Source organism: Paraburkholderia kirstenboschensis (assembly GCF_904848585.1).
Classification (GTDB): Bacteria; Pseudomonadota; Gammaproteobacteria; order Burkholderiales; family Burkholderiaceae; genus Paraburkholderia; species Paraburkholderia kirstenboschensis.
In genome coordinates, this window is record NZ_CAJHCR010000001.1 from 864,511 (window position 1) to 877,848 (window position 13,338).

Sequence of the window (13,338 nt, forward strand, 5' to 3'; positions counted from 1 at the left end):
CTGGGTTGAGACCCTGCTTTACGGTATAATCCGTTTTTCCCGCGAGCATCCAGCGATGACCAAATATGTTTTCGTCACCGGCGGCGTAGTATCTTCCCTCGGCAAGGGTATTGCCGCCGCTTCCCTCGCCGCGATCCTCGAATCGCGCGGTCTTAAAGTCACCCTTCTCAAGCTCGATCCATACATCAACGTCGACCCCGGCACGATGAGTCCGTTCCAACACGGCGAAGTGTTCGTGACCGAAGACGGAGCGGAGACAGACCTCGACCTCGGCCATTACGAGCGCTTCATCAGCACGAAGATGCGCAAGGCCAATAACTTCACCACGGGCCAGATCTACGAATCGGTGATCCGCAAGGAACGCCGCGGCGATTATCTCGGCAAGACGGTGCAGGTCATTCCGCACATCACGAATGAAATCCAGGCGTTCATCGAGCGTGGCGCGGCGTCGGCCACCTGCGGCGAGCCGGACGTGGCTATCGTCGAAGTGGGCGGCACGGTGGGCGACATCGAATCGCTGCCGTTCCTCGAAGCCGCGCGTCAAATGAGCTTGCGCATGGGCCGCAACAGCGCGTGCTTCGTGCATCTCACGCTGGTGCCCTGGGTCGCCACTGCCGGCGAACTGAAAACCAAGCCCACGCAGCACAGCGTGCAGAAGCTGCGCGAAATCGGTATTTCGCCGCACGTGCTGCTGTGCCGCGCCGACCGCCGCATTCCGGACGACGAACGCGCGAAAATTTCGATGTTCTCGAACGTGCCGGAAGACGCCGTGATCTCGGTGTGGGACGCGGACAGCATCTACAAGATTCCGCAGATGCTTCACGATCAGGGTCTCGACGCGATCATCTGCGAAGAGCTGAAGCTCACGCCGAAGCCCGCCGATCTGTCCATGTGGGCGGACCTCGTCGAGAAGCTGCAAAACCCGACACACGAAGTCACGATCGGCATGGTCGGCAAGTATGTCGACCTGACCGAGTCGTACAAGTCGCTGATCGAAGCACTGCGCCACGCGTCCATGCATACGTCGACGCGCGTGAACATCGAGTACATCGATTCCGAAGAGATCGAAACGCAGGGTGTCGAAAGTCTCAAGCATCTCGACGCCGTGCTCGTGCCTGGCGGCTTCGGCCGTCGCGGCACCGAAGGCAAGATCGCGGCGATCCGTTATGCACGCGAAGCGAAGGTGCCGTATCTTGGCATCTGCCTCGGCATGCAACTGGCCGTAATCGAATTCGCGCGCGACGTGGTCGGGCTGAAGAACGCGAACAGCACCGAGTTCGATCAGGAAACCGAGAACCGTGTGGTCGCGCTGATCACCGAGTGGTACGACCGCGAAGGCCGTGTCGAAAAGCGTACCGAAGAATCCGATCTCGGCGGCACCATGCGCCTCGGTTCGCAGCGTTGCCCGATCAAGCCCGGCACCATGGCCGAAGAGATCTACGGCAAAGATGTGAACGAGCGTCATCGTCACCGTTATGAAGTCAATAACCGCTTCGTGCCCCAGCTCGAAGCCGGCGGTCTTATCATCAGCGCCCGTACTCCGAGTGAAGATCTGCCGGAAATGATGGAGCTGCCGCGCAGCATGCACCCGTGGTTCGTCGGCGTGCAGTTCCACCCGGAATTCACGTCCACGCCGCGCGACGGCCATCCGCTGTTCAAGTCGTTCGTCGAGGCAGCGCTCGCGCGTCAGCAGTCGCGCGTCACGAACGAAGTCGGGGAGAAAGCATGAAACTGGGCGATTTCGAAATCGGGCTCGACAAGCCGTTTTTCCTGATCGCGGGCACCTGTGTCGTCGAATCGGAGCAAATGACGATCGACACGGCGGGCCGGCTGAAGGAAATCTGCGCGAAGCTGAACATTCCCTTCATCTACAAATCGTCGTACGACAAAGCCAATCGCAGTAGTGGCAAATCGTTTCGCGGTCTGGGCATGGACGAAGGGTTGCGCATCCTGTCGGAAGTGAAGCGTCAGCTCGGCCTGCCGGTGCTGACCGACGTTCACGCGGAGCACGAGATCGAACAGGTCGCCTCAGTGGTCGATGTGCTGCAAACGCCGGCTTTCCTGTGCCGTCAAACAGACTTTATCCACGCGTGCGCGCGTTCGGGCAAACCGGTCAATATCAAGAAAGGCCAGTTTCTCGCGCCGCACGACATGAAAAACGTCATCGACAAGGCGCGCGACGCGGCACGCGAGGCCGGTCTGTCGGAAGACCGCTTCATGGCGTGCGAGCGCGGCGTGTCGTTCGGCTATAACAACCTCGTGTCCGACATGCGTTCGCTCGCGATCATGCGTGAAACGAATGCGCCGGTTGTGTTCGACGCCACGCATTCTGTGCAGTTGCCGGGCGGGCAGGGTACGAGCTCGGGCGGGCAGCGCGAATTCGTGCCGGTGCTCGCGCGTGCCGCGGTGGCGGTCGGCGTCGCGGGTCTCTTCATGGAAACGCACCCGAATCCGGCGCAGGCCAAATCGGACGGTCCGAACGCCGTGCCGCTCAACCGCATGGCCGATCTGCTCGAGACGCTCGTCACGCTCGATCAGGCCGTCAAGCGCGCGCCGTTCCTCGAAAGCGATTTCAACTGATTCAGGTATTCGCCGCATGTCGGCTCGCGTCTTGAGCCGCCCATTCAGGCGGGCACGCGGCGAATGCGCACAATGGTCGTCGAACGTATCGGCGCGTAGGCTGTCTGTCGGTAGATCGTGCTTTGCATGGATCGGAACGAGCGCGTGCGAGATACAGTGTCACAGTAAAGAATTCATCGTCATTTCTTGAGGAAACCATGAGTGCTATCGTAGATATCATCGGTCGAGAGATTCTCGATTCGCGAGGCAACCCCACCGTCGAATGCGACGTGCTGCTCGAGTCGGGCACCATGGGCCGCGCCGCGGTGCCGTCGGGCGCGTCCACCGGTTCGCGCGAAGCGATCGAGCTGCGCGACGGCGAAACCGGCCGCTACGGCGGCAAGGGCGTGCTGAAGGCAGTCGAACACATCAACACCGAAATCTCCGAAGCGATCATGGGCCTCGACGCTTCCGAGCAGGCTTTCCTCGACAAGACCCTTCTCGAACTCGACGGCACGGACAACAAGTCGCGCCTCGGCGCAAACGCGATGCTGGCCGTGTCCATGGCCGTCGCGAAGGCCGCCGCTGAAGAAGCCGGCCTGCCGCTGTACCGTTACTTCGGCGGCTCCGGCGCGATGCAACTGCCGGTGCCGATGATGAACATCGTCAACGGCGGCGCGCACGCGAACAATAGCCTGGACATCCAGGAATTCATGATCGTGCCGGTCAGCCAGCCGACCTTCCGCGAAGCACTGCGCTGCGGCGCTGAAGTGTTCCACGCGCTGAAGAAGATCCTGTCGGACCGCGGCATGAGCACGGCGGTGGGTGACGAAGGCGGCTTCGCGCCGAACTTCGGCAGCAACGACGAATGCCTGTCGACCATCCTGCAAGCGATCGAAAAAGCCGGCTACCGCGCCGGTGAAGACGTGCTGCTCGCGCTCGACTGCGCGGCGAGCGAGTTCTACCACGACGGCAAGTACCAATTGGCGGGCGAAGGCCTGCAACTGTCGTCGGCGGAATTCACCGACTACCTCGCCACGCTCGCCGACAAGTTCCCGATCGTGTCGATCGAAGACGGCATGCATGAAAGCGACTGGGAAGGCTGGAAGCTTCTGACCGACAAGCTCGGCAAGAAAATCCAGCTGGTTGGCGACGACCTGTTCGTGACCAACACGCGCATCCTGAAAGAAGGCATCGAGAAAGGCATCGCGAACTCGATCCTCATCAAGATCAACCAGATCGGCACGCTGACGGAAACCTTCGCCGCGATCGAGATGGCCAAGCGGGCCGGCTACACGGCTGTGATTTCGCATCGTTCGGGCGAAACGGAAGATTCGACGATTGCGGACATCGCTGTCGGCCTGAACGCCGGACAGATCAAGACGGGTTCACTGTCGCGCTCGGACCGCATCTCGAAATACAACCAGTTGCTGCGCATCGAGGAAGACCTCGGTGATATCGCCAGCTATCCGGGCAAGTCGGCGTTCTACAATCTGCGCTAATTCGTCGTGATTGGACTGTTTCTAGCGCTGACCGATGAGCCGGTTTTTCTTCGTGTCTGATTGACCTCGCCGCCCTGCGTATAGCGCAGGGCGGCGCGTATTTATTGTGCTTACTTCATGCGGCTCGTCACTGCTGTACTGATTGTTCTGCTGGCGTTGATCCAGTATCCGCTTTGGTGGGGCCATGGCGGCTGGTTGCGCGTGCACGAACTGCAGCAGCAGCTCGCGCAGCAGATGCAAAAGAACGCCGACGCGAAACTGCGTAACGAGCGGATTCAGGGCGAGGTGCAGGATTTGCAGAACGGCACCGCTGCCGTCGAAGAGCGCGCCCGCTACGAAATGGGCATGGTCAAGGACAGCGAAGTGTTCGTGCAATTCGTGTCCCCGAACGCACCTTTGCCGACGGCAAACGCGCCTTCGGCTTCCACCTCGACCCGCGGCGAAGTGTCGTCGGCACCGCTGCATGTCGTGCCGAATCCGGAGTCGCGTGCGAAGCCCGAGCGCAAGCACGGCGGCAAGGCAGCGAAAGACAAGAAGCCCGCGCACTGAGCGCTGACGGCGACTCAATGCGAAGGCGAAAAAAAGGGCGCGGTGTCAATTGACCCGCGCCCTTTTTACATCAGCGAGCATTCAACAGGCGAAACCGCGGCCGGAACGCTGTGATCGCCAGCGTTCCAGCGCTACCAGGCGCGCTCAGTTCGTCACCAGCCCCAAGGCCCGTAGCCGATGCCGACACCGGTGCCCCAGCCATGTCCCCATCCACCGCCGTAATAGCTGCCGTACACACTCACCGGCACGGGCGGACTGTAATAGCGCGACCACGCCTGCGCGGCGTTTTCGGCGGCGATTGCCTGGTTTTGCTCGGCCATGACCTGCTGGTCGATTGCGTCGTAACGCTCGCGCTCAGCGGGCGTGAGCGGTTGCGCGGCGCTGGCCATGCCCGACTGGTCGGCGGGCAGCCGGCTGTAAATGGGCGAGGGCCCCGGCGGGTCCATCATGCAACCGGCCAACGCAGTGACGCCGGCCAGCGCCGTCAACGTGGCGAGGGTGCGCGCGGGACGTAGCAGCGAGATAGAAATGCTCATGTTCGGTCTCGATCAGTCGGATACCTAAGTAAAACATGTGCAGCGGCATCGAGTGGCGCAGCCTCACAACGTCAAAGATACCGCGCCGCCTATGTGTGCAAAAGCCCGGAGCGGGGCGCGCGATTAATGACAATGGAAGTGATGGCAGGCGTCATCAGTTCAACCGAGGACGCCGCCGCGAGCGCGGAAAGCGCCCGCTTGGCCACCTGTTTCAGTGCCGTTGCCCAGCGGCCGGCGTCACACCTTGTGAGAGTGCGTTAGCGAGAAAAAGTTGCGCCACATCGACCGGGTCGAACTCATACCGCTGGTTGCAGAACTCACAATGAATCTCGACGTGGCCGCGCTCCTCGATCACGCCGTCCACCTCTTCCCGACCGAGCATCTTCAGCATCGAGCCCACTTTTTCACGCGAGCAGGTGCACTCGAAACGCGCGGCGGCCGGCTCGAAATGCTGAACGTTTTCCTGCCAGAAGAGCCGCCGGAACACCGTTTCCGGTTCTTCCTTCAGCAGTTCGTCTTGTGACAGCGTGCCGCCCAGCGTGCAAACGCGCTCCCACGTGTCCGCATCCAGCTCGCCCGGATGCGGGACGATGCCGCCGTCGCCCGGCAGCTTTTGCAGCAGCATGCCGACCGCGCGGTCGGAATTCGCCGCGAGCCACAGGCGCGTGTCGAGCTGCTCCGAGTGATGCATGTAGTGCTCGAGCACTTCCGCCATGGAGTTGAGCGGACCGTCCACGCCCGACAGCGGCACGATGCTCTGATACGGCTGCTGACCCGGCTTCTTGTCGCGCGGATCGAGCGTGATTACGCAGCGGCCGTGGCCGCTTGCATTGAGCAACTCGACCAGCGAGGCGCTCTCGCCGATCGTGCCTTCGTCGCCGGAAAGCTTGGCCGTGGCGCGCATCGACAGATCGGAGCTGCACTGAACCACCAGCATCTTGGCCGGGCCGTCGCCGAAAATCTGCATGATCAGCGTCCCGTCGAACTTCAGATTCGCCGACAACAGCGCGCATGCGGCCATCATCTCGCCGAGAATCGTCCGCACCGGCGCCGGATACTCGCGCCGCGTCAGCACTTCCTGCCAGGTATTGCGCAGAGAAACGATTTCGCCGCGCACCGGCGCCGCGCTGAACATGAATTTTTGCAACTGGTCGCTCACAACTTTTCCTCAGTCGAATGGCGCGCCACGGCGATATGCCGTGTCCGCGCCGTGCGCGCTGCGCGCCCGGCCGGTCAGCCGATGCGCACGAGCTGCGCCTTGAAATACTCGCGGCGCTCGGCATAGCTTGCCGCGCCGCGCTGCATGTTGGCGATATCCGTCTCGGTCAATTCGCGCACCACCTTAGCGGGCGCGCCGAGAATCAGCGAATTATCGGGAAACACCTTGCCTTCGGTCACGATGGCGCCCGCTCCGACCAGACAGTTGCGGCCGATTACCGCTCCATTCAAGACCACCGCCTGAATTCCGATCAGCGAGCCTTCCTTGATCGTGCAGCCGTGCAACATCACCTGATGACCGATCGTGACGTTCGGCTCGATCGTCAGCGGAAAGCCGGGGTCGGTATGCAGGACCGCGTTCTCCTGAACGTTGCTGCCCGCGCCCAACGTGATCGGCTCGTTGTCGCCGCGTAGCGTCGCGCCGAACCAGACGCTCGAATTTTCCGCGAGCGTCACATTGCCGATGATGGTCGCGGAGTCCGCGACGAATACGCTTTCGTGGATGGTCGGTGCGGCGTCGCCAAGCTTGTAAATGGTCACGTTGTCTCCTCGTGGATCGGTCGCCGGGCGCGGGACGGGCCGCGCCCGTGCGTGGCAGGCGGCTCTTCGTCGCTGCGTCCGGCGCTCGCGATTGTCGAATCGAGTATTGTAAACGGTTGTGTGGTTGTCACGCTTAGGCCTCGCAAGACGGTTCCGCGCCAGCCCGATCACGTCTTCCTCATCATTCCCATTGCATTTACCGATTCATATCTGATGATGTTCGCCGTTCTACCAGATTCCTGCGCGCCGTCCGGTTCGGCAGATCAACCCGCGCCCGGCACCAGCGGTCGGCCGCTGTGCGCGCGCACCGCCGCGCTCGCCGCTCTGCGCGAAGCCCATCCGGTCACCAAGGCGGCCGCGGCGCGCGCGTTATATGCCGCCGTACTCGACGGCAGCGCGCCATGCCCTGCGGAACTCGAACTCGACGAACCTCCGGAACTCCCGGGCCGCCCCGCACGGCCTGACCTCGTCGAGCCGCGCAAGCTCGGGCGGCGCAGCATGCAATCGCCGCAAGGGCGCGCGGTGTTGCTGCACGCGCTCGCGCACATCGAATTCAACGCGATCAACCTGGCGCTCGACGCCGTCTGGCGCTTCGCCGGCATGCCCGCCGCCTTCTACACAGACTGGCTCAAGGTCGCAGCCGAAGAGGCGTATCACTTTTCGCTGCTTACAGCGCGGCTCGCCGATTACGGCCATGCATATGGCGATTTTCCCGCGCACGACGGTCTATGGGACATGTGCGAACGCACCCGTGGCGACGTGCTCGCGCGCATGGCGCTGGTGCCACGCACGCTCGAAGCACGTGGCCTCGACGCCTCTCCGCCTATCCGTGCGCGTTTGCAGCAGGCGGGAGATCATGCGTCGGCGTCGATTCTGGACGTGATCCTGCGCGACGAAATCGGTCATGTGCTGATCGGCAACCGGTGGTTTCGGTATCTGTGCGACGAGGGCGGTCTGGATCCGCACGTCACGTACACGCGCCTTGCCGACCAGTATCACGCGCCGAAATTGCGTGGTCCGTTCAATTTCGAAGCGCGCCGCGACGCTGGTTTCGACGACACGGAACTCGCCGAACTGGCCGCGCTGGCGGGCATTGACGTAGGCAGCGCATAGACAGACCCGGCAACCCGTGGCTGAGGTTTGTCACGGCTTGCGTCAGCCCTTCGTACGGTTATCTCGTTATAATAGAACGACCATTCTTTTTTCGTAACCGATCATGAACACTTCCCGCTCCGAGTTCGTCGCCGTGCGAGGCGTCCGTCTGCATGTGCGGCGTTGGGGCAACCCCGATGCGCCGGCGCTGTTCATGCTCCACGGCTGGATGGACGTGGCGGCGTCATTCCAGTTCGTCGTCGATGCACTGGGCGGCGACTGGCAGGTCATTGCGCCGGACATGCGCGGCTTCGGCCTTTCGGACTGGCCGGTGGCGCAAAGCGGCGGCGGCCACTACTGGTTCCACGATTACCTTGCCGATCTCGACGCGTTGCTCGATCACTATGCGCCGACCGGCCAGGTCAATCTGGTCGGGCATAGCCTCGGTGCGAACATCGTCTGCCTGTACGCTGGCGTGCGGCCCGGGCGGGTGCGCCGCGTGGTCGACCTCGAGGGCTTTGGACTTGCACCTTCCCATGCGGCGCAGTCGCCGAAACGTCTGCAAAACTGGCTCGACGAGTTGCGCGATCCGCCGAAGCTGAAGCGCTATGCGTCGCTCGACGAAGTGGCCGGCCGCCTCGTCAAGACGAATCCGCGTCTGGCCGCAGCGCGCGCGCAGTTTCTTGCAGAGCATTGGTCGAAGCCGGACGGCGACGGGCGTTTCATGCTGCTTGCCGACCCGGCGCACAAGCTGCGTGGCCCGACGCTGTACCGGCTGGACGAGGTCATGGCCGTCTGGCGCAAGGTGAGCGCGAAGGTGCTGCACGTCGAAGCCGCCCATTCGCCGACGCTCGCCGCGATTGCGGGCGAGATTCCGCTCGACGAATTCAAGGCGCGCTTCCAGGCTTTTCCGGATTGGCGCGAAAAGATCATCGACGAGGCGGGGCACATGGTGCACCACGACCAGCCGGAGCAGGTGGCGGCGCTGATCGAGGGATTCTGCGCGTAGCGCGATTGCAAACGCGAGGGTGCCCGCGCAGCCGGCGCAGCAGGCTAACGGAGAAACGACGGCGAGAGATTGCCCTGCGGTCACTTACTGCGTTGCAGTAAAATGATTGCAGAACCTTCTCCAGACGATGATGAACGCCGACCTCCACTGTCACTCCACCGTTTCCGACGGCCAGTTTGCGCCGGCCGATGTCGCGCGCCGTGCGCATGCGGGGGGCGTGACCTTGTGGGCGCTGACCGATCACGACGAACTGGCCGGCCAGCGCGAAGCGCGTGAAGCAGCCGCGGAACTCGGCATGAGCTATGTCAGCGGCGTGGAAATTTCGGTAACCTGGGCGGCGCGTACGGTGCACATCGTCGGGCTCGGCATCGATCCCACGAGTTCCGTGCTGATCGACGGCCTTGCGCGCACCCGCAACGGGCGGGCCGCGCGAGCGGAAGCGATCGGCGAGCAACTGGCCACGCTCGGCATCCCCGACGCCTACCAGGGCGCGCTCAAATACGTGTCGAACCCGGACATGATCTCGCGCACCCATTTCGCGCGCTTCATGGTCGAGAGCGGCTACGCCAGTTCCACGCAAGACGTGTTCAACCGCTATCTCGGCGACGGCAAGCCCGGCTATGTATCGCACCGCTGGGCGAAGCTGGCGGACGCGGTCGGCTGGATCAAGGCCGCGGGCGGCGAGGCGATCGTCGCGCATCCGGGCCGTTACGCGTACTCGCCGGTCGAATTCGACGCGTTTTTCGCCGAATTCATCGACCTCGGTGGCAAGGCGATCGAAGTCGTGACAGGCAGCCACACGCCCGATCAATACCGCGAATACGCCGACGTGGCCCGCCGCTTCGGCTTCGAGGCTTCGCGTGGCTCGGACTTCCACGCGCCCGGCGAGGGCCGCGTCGAACTCGGCACGTTGCCGCCGCTTCCTTCCGATCTCAAGCCCGTCTGGGAACGCTGGCTGTGAACGCGCGCCGTGCCAGTGCGGCACGTCGCGTGCGGGAGCCGGCCGTTTGCGCGCTCGCTCGCTCCCCGCGTAAGGATCTGCGTCGTTCGCTGCAGATCCGGGCGGTCACTCCGGGCGTCGCGCGCGTCCCGCTCATTCGCCATAATTTGCCGTCGATCCTCAGCCATCGTTAGCCGCCATGTCCCAATACTTTCGGCTTCATCCAGATAACCCGCAGCCGCGCCTCGTCAAACAGGCGGTGCAGATCATCAACGACGGCGGCGTGGTCGCGTTGCCGACCGATTCCAGCTACGCGCTCGCCTGTCATCTCGACGACAAGAACGCGGTCGAACGCCTGCGCCGGATTCGCGGGCTGGATGAAAAGCAGCTGCTGTCGCTCCTCGTGCGCGATCTGTCGGAACTGTCGAACTTCGCGATGGTGGACAACCGCCAGTACCGGCTCATCAAATCCGTGACGCCGGGGCCCTACGTCTTCGTGCTGCAGGCGACCAAGGAAGTGCCGCGGCGCCTGTCGCATCCGTCGCGCAAGACGATCGGCCTGCGCGTGCCGGATCATGCGATCACGCTCGCGATTCTCGGCGAACTCGGCCAGCCGCTGCTCGGCTCGACGCTGATAATGCCGGGGGAATCCGCGCCGCTGAACGATCCCGAGGAAATCCGCGGGCGGCTGGAGAAGCAACTGGATCTCGTGATCGACGGCGGCGCCTGCGTGTGCGAACCGTCCACGGTGATCGATCTGACCGGCGACGAGCCGGTGCTGGTGCGGGCAGGGCGCGGTTCTCTCGCGCCATTCGGTCTCGAAGAGACGGCATGAGCGAAAGCGGACAGACGCACGCAATCGCATTGTTACAATAGCGAGTTATGGATTCTTCCCTGATACAAACCATCGCGGTCTACGCGTTGCCGGTGATTTTCGCGATCACGCTGCACGAGGCCGCGCATGGCTACGTCGCGCGCTGGCTCGGCGACAACACGGCCTACGTGCTCGGCCGCGTTTCCATCAATCCGATGCGGCACATCGATCCGCTCGGCACGATTGCGATTCCGTTGCTGCTTTACTTCGCGACGAGCGGCGCGTTCATGTTCGGCTATGCGAAGCCGGTACCCGTCGCTTTCGGCAACCTGCGCAATCCGCGCTGGGGGAGCCTCTGGGTCGCCGCCGCCGGCCCCGCGTGCAACTTCGTGCAGGCGCTCATCTGGGGCCTCTTCGGCGTGGCGCTGGCGGTGACGGCTGTCGACGAACCGTTTTTCACGCGCATGGCGGGCGCGGGCGTTGGCGTGAATCTCGTGCTCGGCGTGCTCAATCTGTTTCCGCTGCCGCCGCTCGACGGCGGCCGCGTGCTGATGGCGCTACTGCCGCCGCGGCAGGCCATCACGTTGTCGCGACTCGAACCGTATGGCTTTTTCATCGTCATGGCGCTGGTCATGACGGGCACGCTGACGCGTTACTGGCTCGGCCCGCTCGTTACACTCGGTTATAGCGCGATCACCGCAATCCTGACTCCACTTGTTTCGCTTTTCTAAATAACCATGTTCCCAGACCGTATCTTCTCCGGCATGCGGCCCACCGGGTCGCTGCACCTCGGCCACTATCACGGCGTGCTGAAAAACTGGGTGCGGCTGCAGTCCGAATACCCGTGCTTCTTCTGTGTGGTCGACTGGCACGCATTGACGACCCACTACGAAACGCCCGAGGTGATCGAAAAGAACGTGTGGGACGTGCTGATCGACTGGCTCGCTTCAGGTATCGATCCGGCGCAGGCCACGCTGTTCATTCAGAGCAAGGTGCCGGAGCATGCCGAGCTCGCGCTGCTGCTCGGCATGAGCACGCCGCTCGGCTGGCTCGAACGCGTGCCGACCTACAAGGAGCAGCAGGAAAAGCTGAAGGACAAGGATCTGTCCACGTACGGCTTTCTCGGCTATCCGGTGCTGATGGCGGCGGACATTCTGCTGTATCGCGGCTCGCTCGTGCCGGTCGGTGAAGACCAGGTGCCGCACGTGGAAATGACGCGCGAAATCGCGCGCCGTTTCAATTACCTGTACGGCCGCGAACCGGGCTTCGAAGAGAAGGCCAACGAAGCCGCGAAGAAGCTCGGCGGCAAACGCGCGAAGCTCTATCACGAACTGCGCAACGCCTACCAGCAGGACGGTGACGACGAAGCGCTCGAACAGGCGCGCGCCATGTTGCAGGAATCGCAGAGCCTGTCGATGAACGACCGTGAGCGTTTGTTCGGCTACCTCGAAGGTTCGCGCAAGATCATTCTGGTCGAGCCGCAAGCGCTGCTGACCGAAGCGTCGCGCATGCCTGGCCTCGACGGTCAGAAAATGTCGAAGTCGTACGGCAACACGATCGGTCTGCGCGAAGACGCCGAGACCATCACGAAAAAAGTGCGGACCATGCCGACCGATCCGGCACGCGTGCGCCGCACCGATCCGGGCGATCCGGACAAGTGCCCGGTGTGGCAACTGCATCAGGTCTATACCGACGAAACCACGCACGAGTGGGTTCAGAAGGGTTGCCGTTCGGCGGGCATCGGTTGTCTCGAATGCAAGCAGCCGGTGATCGAAGGCATCCTGCGCGAACAGCAGCCGATGCTCGAGCGCGCGCAGAAGTACATGGACGATCCGTCGCTGCTGCGCGCGATCGTCGCCGACGGCTGTGACAAGGCCCGCCGCTTCGCCACGGAAACGATGCGCGACGTGCGCGAGGCCATGGGCCTGTCGTACAACTGAACGACCGCGTTGACGCGATGAGCACGACCGCTGTCATGCATGGATTGGGCGAGCCGTCGCGCTGGGTGCGTCAGTGGGCGCATCTGGTCGCGGCGGGCGGCGCGGTGCTCGACGTGGCTTCTGGCGCGGGGCGGCACGCGCGCTTTTTTGCGTCGCTGGGCCATCAGGTGACGGCGATCGACCGCGACGCGGCCGCGCTGAATGCGCTGGCCGACGAGCCGCTCGTCACGCCGGTCGCGGCCGACATCGAAAACGCTCCTTGGCCTTTGGCGTCGCACGCGCGGTTCGCCGCGGTGGTCGTCACGAACTATCTGCACCGGCCGCTTTTTCCCCAGTTGATGCGCTCGCTCGCGCCCGGCGGCGTACTGGTTTACGAGACGTTCGCGCAAGGAAACGAAAGGGTGGGCAAGCCATCTAATCCCGCGTTCCTGCTCGCGCCCGGCGAGCTGCTCGAGGTGGTGCGCGCCCGGTTGCGAGTGGTGGCGTTTCAGGACGGTTTTCTCGCGCAGCCACGCCCGGCTTACGTCCAGCGCATCTGCGCAATTCTGGAGCCGGACCGCTCAGACAATTCCGCACAGGCGGCGCCCCCGCCTTGTTACGAGTTGCCTGTCTAATCCGCTACAATCGCGGTTTACCTGA

General features: G+C 63.3%; 14 protein-coding genes. 11 read left to right on the forward strand and 3 right to left on the reverse strand.

Annotation, left to right across the window (positions count from 1 at the left end; translation table 11 throughout):
* The first annotated feature begins 55 nt into the window (after positions 1 to 55).
* The 4 genes from JMY24_RS03920 to ftsB all read left to right on the forward strand — a co-directional run bounded on the left by JMY24_RS03920 (position 56) and on the right by ftsB (position 4,610).
* Positions 56 to 1,729 (forward strand): CTP synthase, encoded by a 1,674-nt coding sequence (locus JMY24_RS03920; RefSeq protein ID WP_128595401.1) that lies wholly within the window; start codon positions 56 to 58, stop codon positions 1,727 to 1,729.
* Positions 1,726 to 2,580, forward strand: a complete 855-nt coding sequence (gene kdsA, locus JMY24_RS03925; protein WP_020065520.1) for a 3-deoxy-8-phosphooctulonate synthase — start codon at positions 1,726 to 1,728, stop codon at positions 2,578 to 2,580. The genes JMY24_RS03920 and kdsA overlap by 4 nt, the downstream gene beginning before the upstream one ends.
* A gap of 197 nt (positions 2,581 to 2,777) precedes the next feature.
* On the forward strand, positions 2,778 to 4,061 hold the full coding sequence (gene eno, locus JMY24_RS03930; RefSeq protein WP_020065521.1) for a phosphopyruvate hydratase: 1,284 nt from the start codon (positions 2,778 to 2,780) through the stop codon (positions 4,059 to 4,061).
* A gap of 117 nt (positions 4,062 to 4,178) precedes the next feature.
* Positions 4,179 to 4,610, forward strand: a complete 432-nt coding sequence (gene ftsB, locus JMY24_RS03935; protein WP_128595400.1) for a cell division protein FtsB — start codon at positions 4,179 to 4,181, stop codon at positions 4,608 to 4,610.
* Between the two features lie 152 nt (positions 4,611 to 4,762).
* Here the strand turns inward: ftsB and JMY24_RS03940 are convergent, their stop codons facing one another.
* The 3 genes from JMY24_RS03940 to JMY24_RS03950 all read right to left on the reverse strand — a co-directional run bounded on the left by JMY24_RS03940 (position 4,763) and on the right by JMY24_RS03950 (position 6,904).
* Positions 4,763 to 5,146, reverse strand: a complete 384-nt coding sequence (locus JMY24_RS03940) for a hypothetical protein (protein ID WP_128595399.1) — start codon at positions 5,144 to 5,146, stop codon at positions 4,763 to 4,765.
* Between the two features lie 211 nt (positions 5,147 to 5,357).
* Positions 5,358 to 6,305, reverse strand: coding sequence for an Hsp33 family molecular chaperone HslO (hslO, locus tag JMY24_RS03945; RefSeq protein ID WP_128585991.1), 948 nt, complete (start codon positions 6,303 to 6,305; stop codon positions 5,358 to 5,360).
* Between the two features lie 74 nt (positions 6,306 to 6,379).
* The gene (locus JMY24_RS03950) at positions 6,380 to 6,904 is read right to left on the reverse strand and encodes a gamma carbonic anhydrase family protein (protein ID WP_027775412.1); all 525 of its coding nucleotides are present in this window, start codon (positions 6,902 to 6,904) and stop codon (positions 6,380 to 6,382) included.
* A 213-nt stretch (positions 6,905 to 7,117) separates the two neighbouring features.
* Between JMY24_RS03950 and JMY24_RS03955 the strand changes: the two genes are divergently transcribed.
* The 7 genes from JMY24_RS03955 to JMY24_RS03985 all read left to right on the forward strand — a co-directional run bounded on the left by JMY24_RS03955 (position 7,118) and on the right by JMY24_RS03985 (position 13,313).
* Positions 7,118 to 8,017: a ferritin-like domain-containing protein gene (locus JMY24_RS03955; RefSeq protein ID WP_236597334.1), complete on the forward strand. Its 900-nt coding sequence runs from the start codon at positions 7,118 to 7,120 to the stop codon at positions 8,015 to 8,017.
* 103 nt (positions 8,018 to 8,120) lie between these two features.
* Positions 8,121 to 9,005, forward strand: a complete 885-nt coding sequence (locus tag JMY24_RS03960; RefSeq protein ID WP_128595396.1) for an alpha/beta fold hydrolase — start codon at positions 8,121 to 8,123, stop codon at positions 9,003 to 9,005.
* Between the two features lie 130 nt (positions 9,006 to 9,135).
* The gene (locus JMY24_RS03965) at positions 9,136 to 9,966 is read left to right on the forward strand and encodes a 3',5'-nucleoside bisphosphate phosphatase (RefSeq protein ID WP_128595397.1); all 831 of its coding nucleotides are present in this window, start codon (positions 9,136 to 9,138) and stop codon (positions 9,964 to 9,966) included.
* A 178-nt stretch (positions 9,967 to 10,144) separates the two neighbouring features.
* Positions 10,145 to 10,780, forward strand: coding sequence for an L-threonylcarbamoyladenylate synthase (locus tag JMY24_RS03970; protein ID WP_128585993.1), 636 nt, complete (start codon positions 10,145 to 10,147; stop codon positions 10,778 to 10,780).
* A gap of 47 nt (positions 10,781 to 10,827) precedes the next feature.
* Positions 10,828 to 11,490: a site-2 protease family protein gene (locus JMY24_RS03975; protein WP_128585994.1), complete on the forward strand. Its 663-nt coding sequence runs from the start codon at positions 10,828 to 10,830 to the stop codon at positions 11,488 to 11,490.
* Positions 11,491 to 11,496: 6 nt separating this feature from the next.
* Positions 11,497 to 12,699, forward strand: a complete 1,203-nt coding sequence (locus JMY24_RS03980) for a tryptophan--tRNA ligase (RefSeq protein ID WP_128595395.1) — start codon at positions 11,497 to 11,499, stop codon at positions 12,697 to 12,699.
* 17 nt (positions 12,700 to 12,716) lie between these two features.
* Positions 12,717 to 13,313 carry a class I SAM-dependent methyltransferase gene (locus tag JMY24_RS03985; RefSeq protein WP_201701416.1) on the forward strand — a complete coding sequence of 199 codons (597 nt, stop codon included), beginning with the start codon at positions 12,717 to 12,719 and terminating at the stop codon, positions 13,311 to 13,313.
* Positions 13,314 to 13,338: the final 25 nt, after the last annotated feature.

Excerpts from the sequence above, each read along its gene's own strand:
- JMY24_RS03920 (WP_128595401.1), top strand. The coding sequence starts at position 56 with ATGACCAAATATGTTTTCGTCACCGGCGGCGTAGTATCTTCCCTCGGC.
- kdsA (WP_020065520.1), top strand. The coding sequence starts at position 1,726 with ATGAAACTGGGCGATTTCGAAATCGGGCTCGACAAGCCGTTTTTCCTG.
- eno (WP_020065521.1), top strand. The coding sequence starts at position 2,778 with ATGAGTGCTATCGTAGATATCATCGGTCGAGAGATTCTCGATTCGCGA.
- ftsB (WP_128595400.1), top strand. The coding sequence starts at position 4,179 with ATGCGGCTCGTCACTGCTGTACTGATTGTTCTGCTGGCGTTGATCCAG.
- JMY24_RS03940 (WP_128595399.1), bottom strand. The coding sequence starts at position 5,146 with ATGAGCATTTCTATCTCGCTGCTACGTCCCGCGCGCACCCTCGCCACG.
- JMY24_RS03955 (WP_236597334.1), top strand. The coding sequence starts at position 7,118 with ATGATGTTCGCCGTTCTACCAGATTCCTGCGCGCCGTCCGGTTCGGCA.
- JMY24_RS03960 (WP_128595396.1), top strand. The coding sequence starts at position 8,121 with ATGAACACTTCCCGCTCCGAGTTCGTCGCCGTGCGAGGCGTCCGTCTG.
- JMY24_RS03965 (WP_128595397.1), top strand. The coding sequence starts at position 9,136 with ATGAACGCCGACCTCCACTGTCACTCCACCGTTTCCGACGGCCAGTTT.
- JMY24_RS03970 (WP_128585993.1), top strand. The coding sequence starts at position 10,145 with ATGTCCCAATACTTTCGGCTTCATCCAGATAACCCGCAGCCGCGCCTC.
- JMY24_RS03975 (WP_128585994.1), top strand. The coding sequence starts at position 10,828 with ATGGATTCTTCCCTGATACAAACCATCGCGGTCTACGCGTTGCCGGTG.
- JMY24_RS03980 (WP_128595395.1), top strand. The coding sequence starts at position 11,497 with ATGTTCCCAGACCGTATCTTCTCCGGCATGCGGCCCACCGGGTCGCTG.
- JMY24_RS03985 (WP_201701416.1), top strand. The coding sequence starts at position 12,717 with ATGAGCACGACCGCTGTCATGCATGGATTGGGCGAGCCGTCGCGCTGG.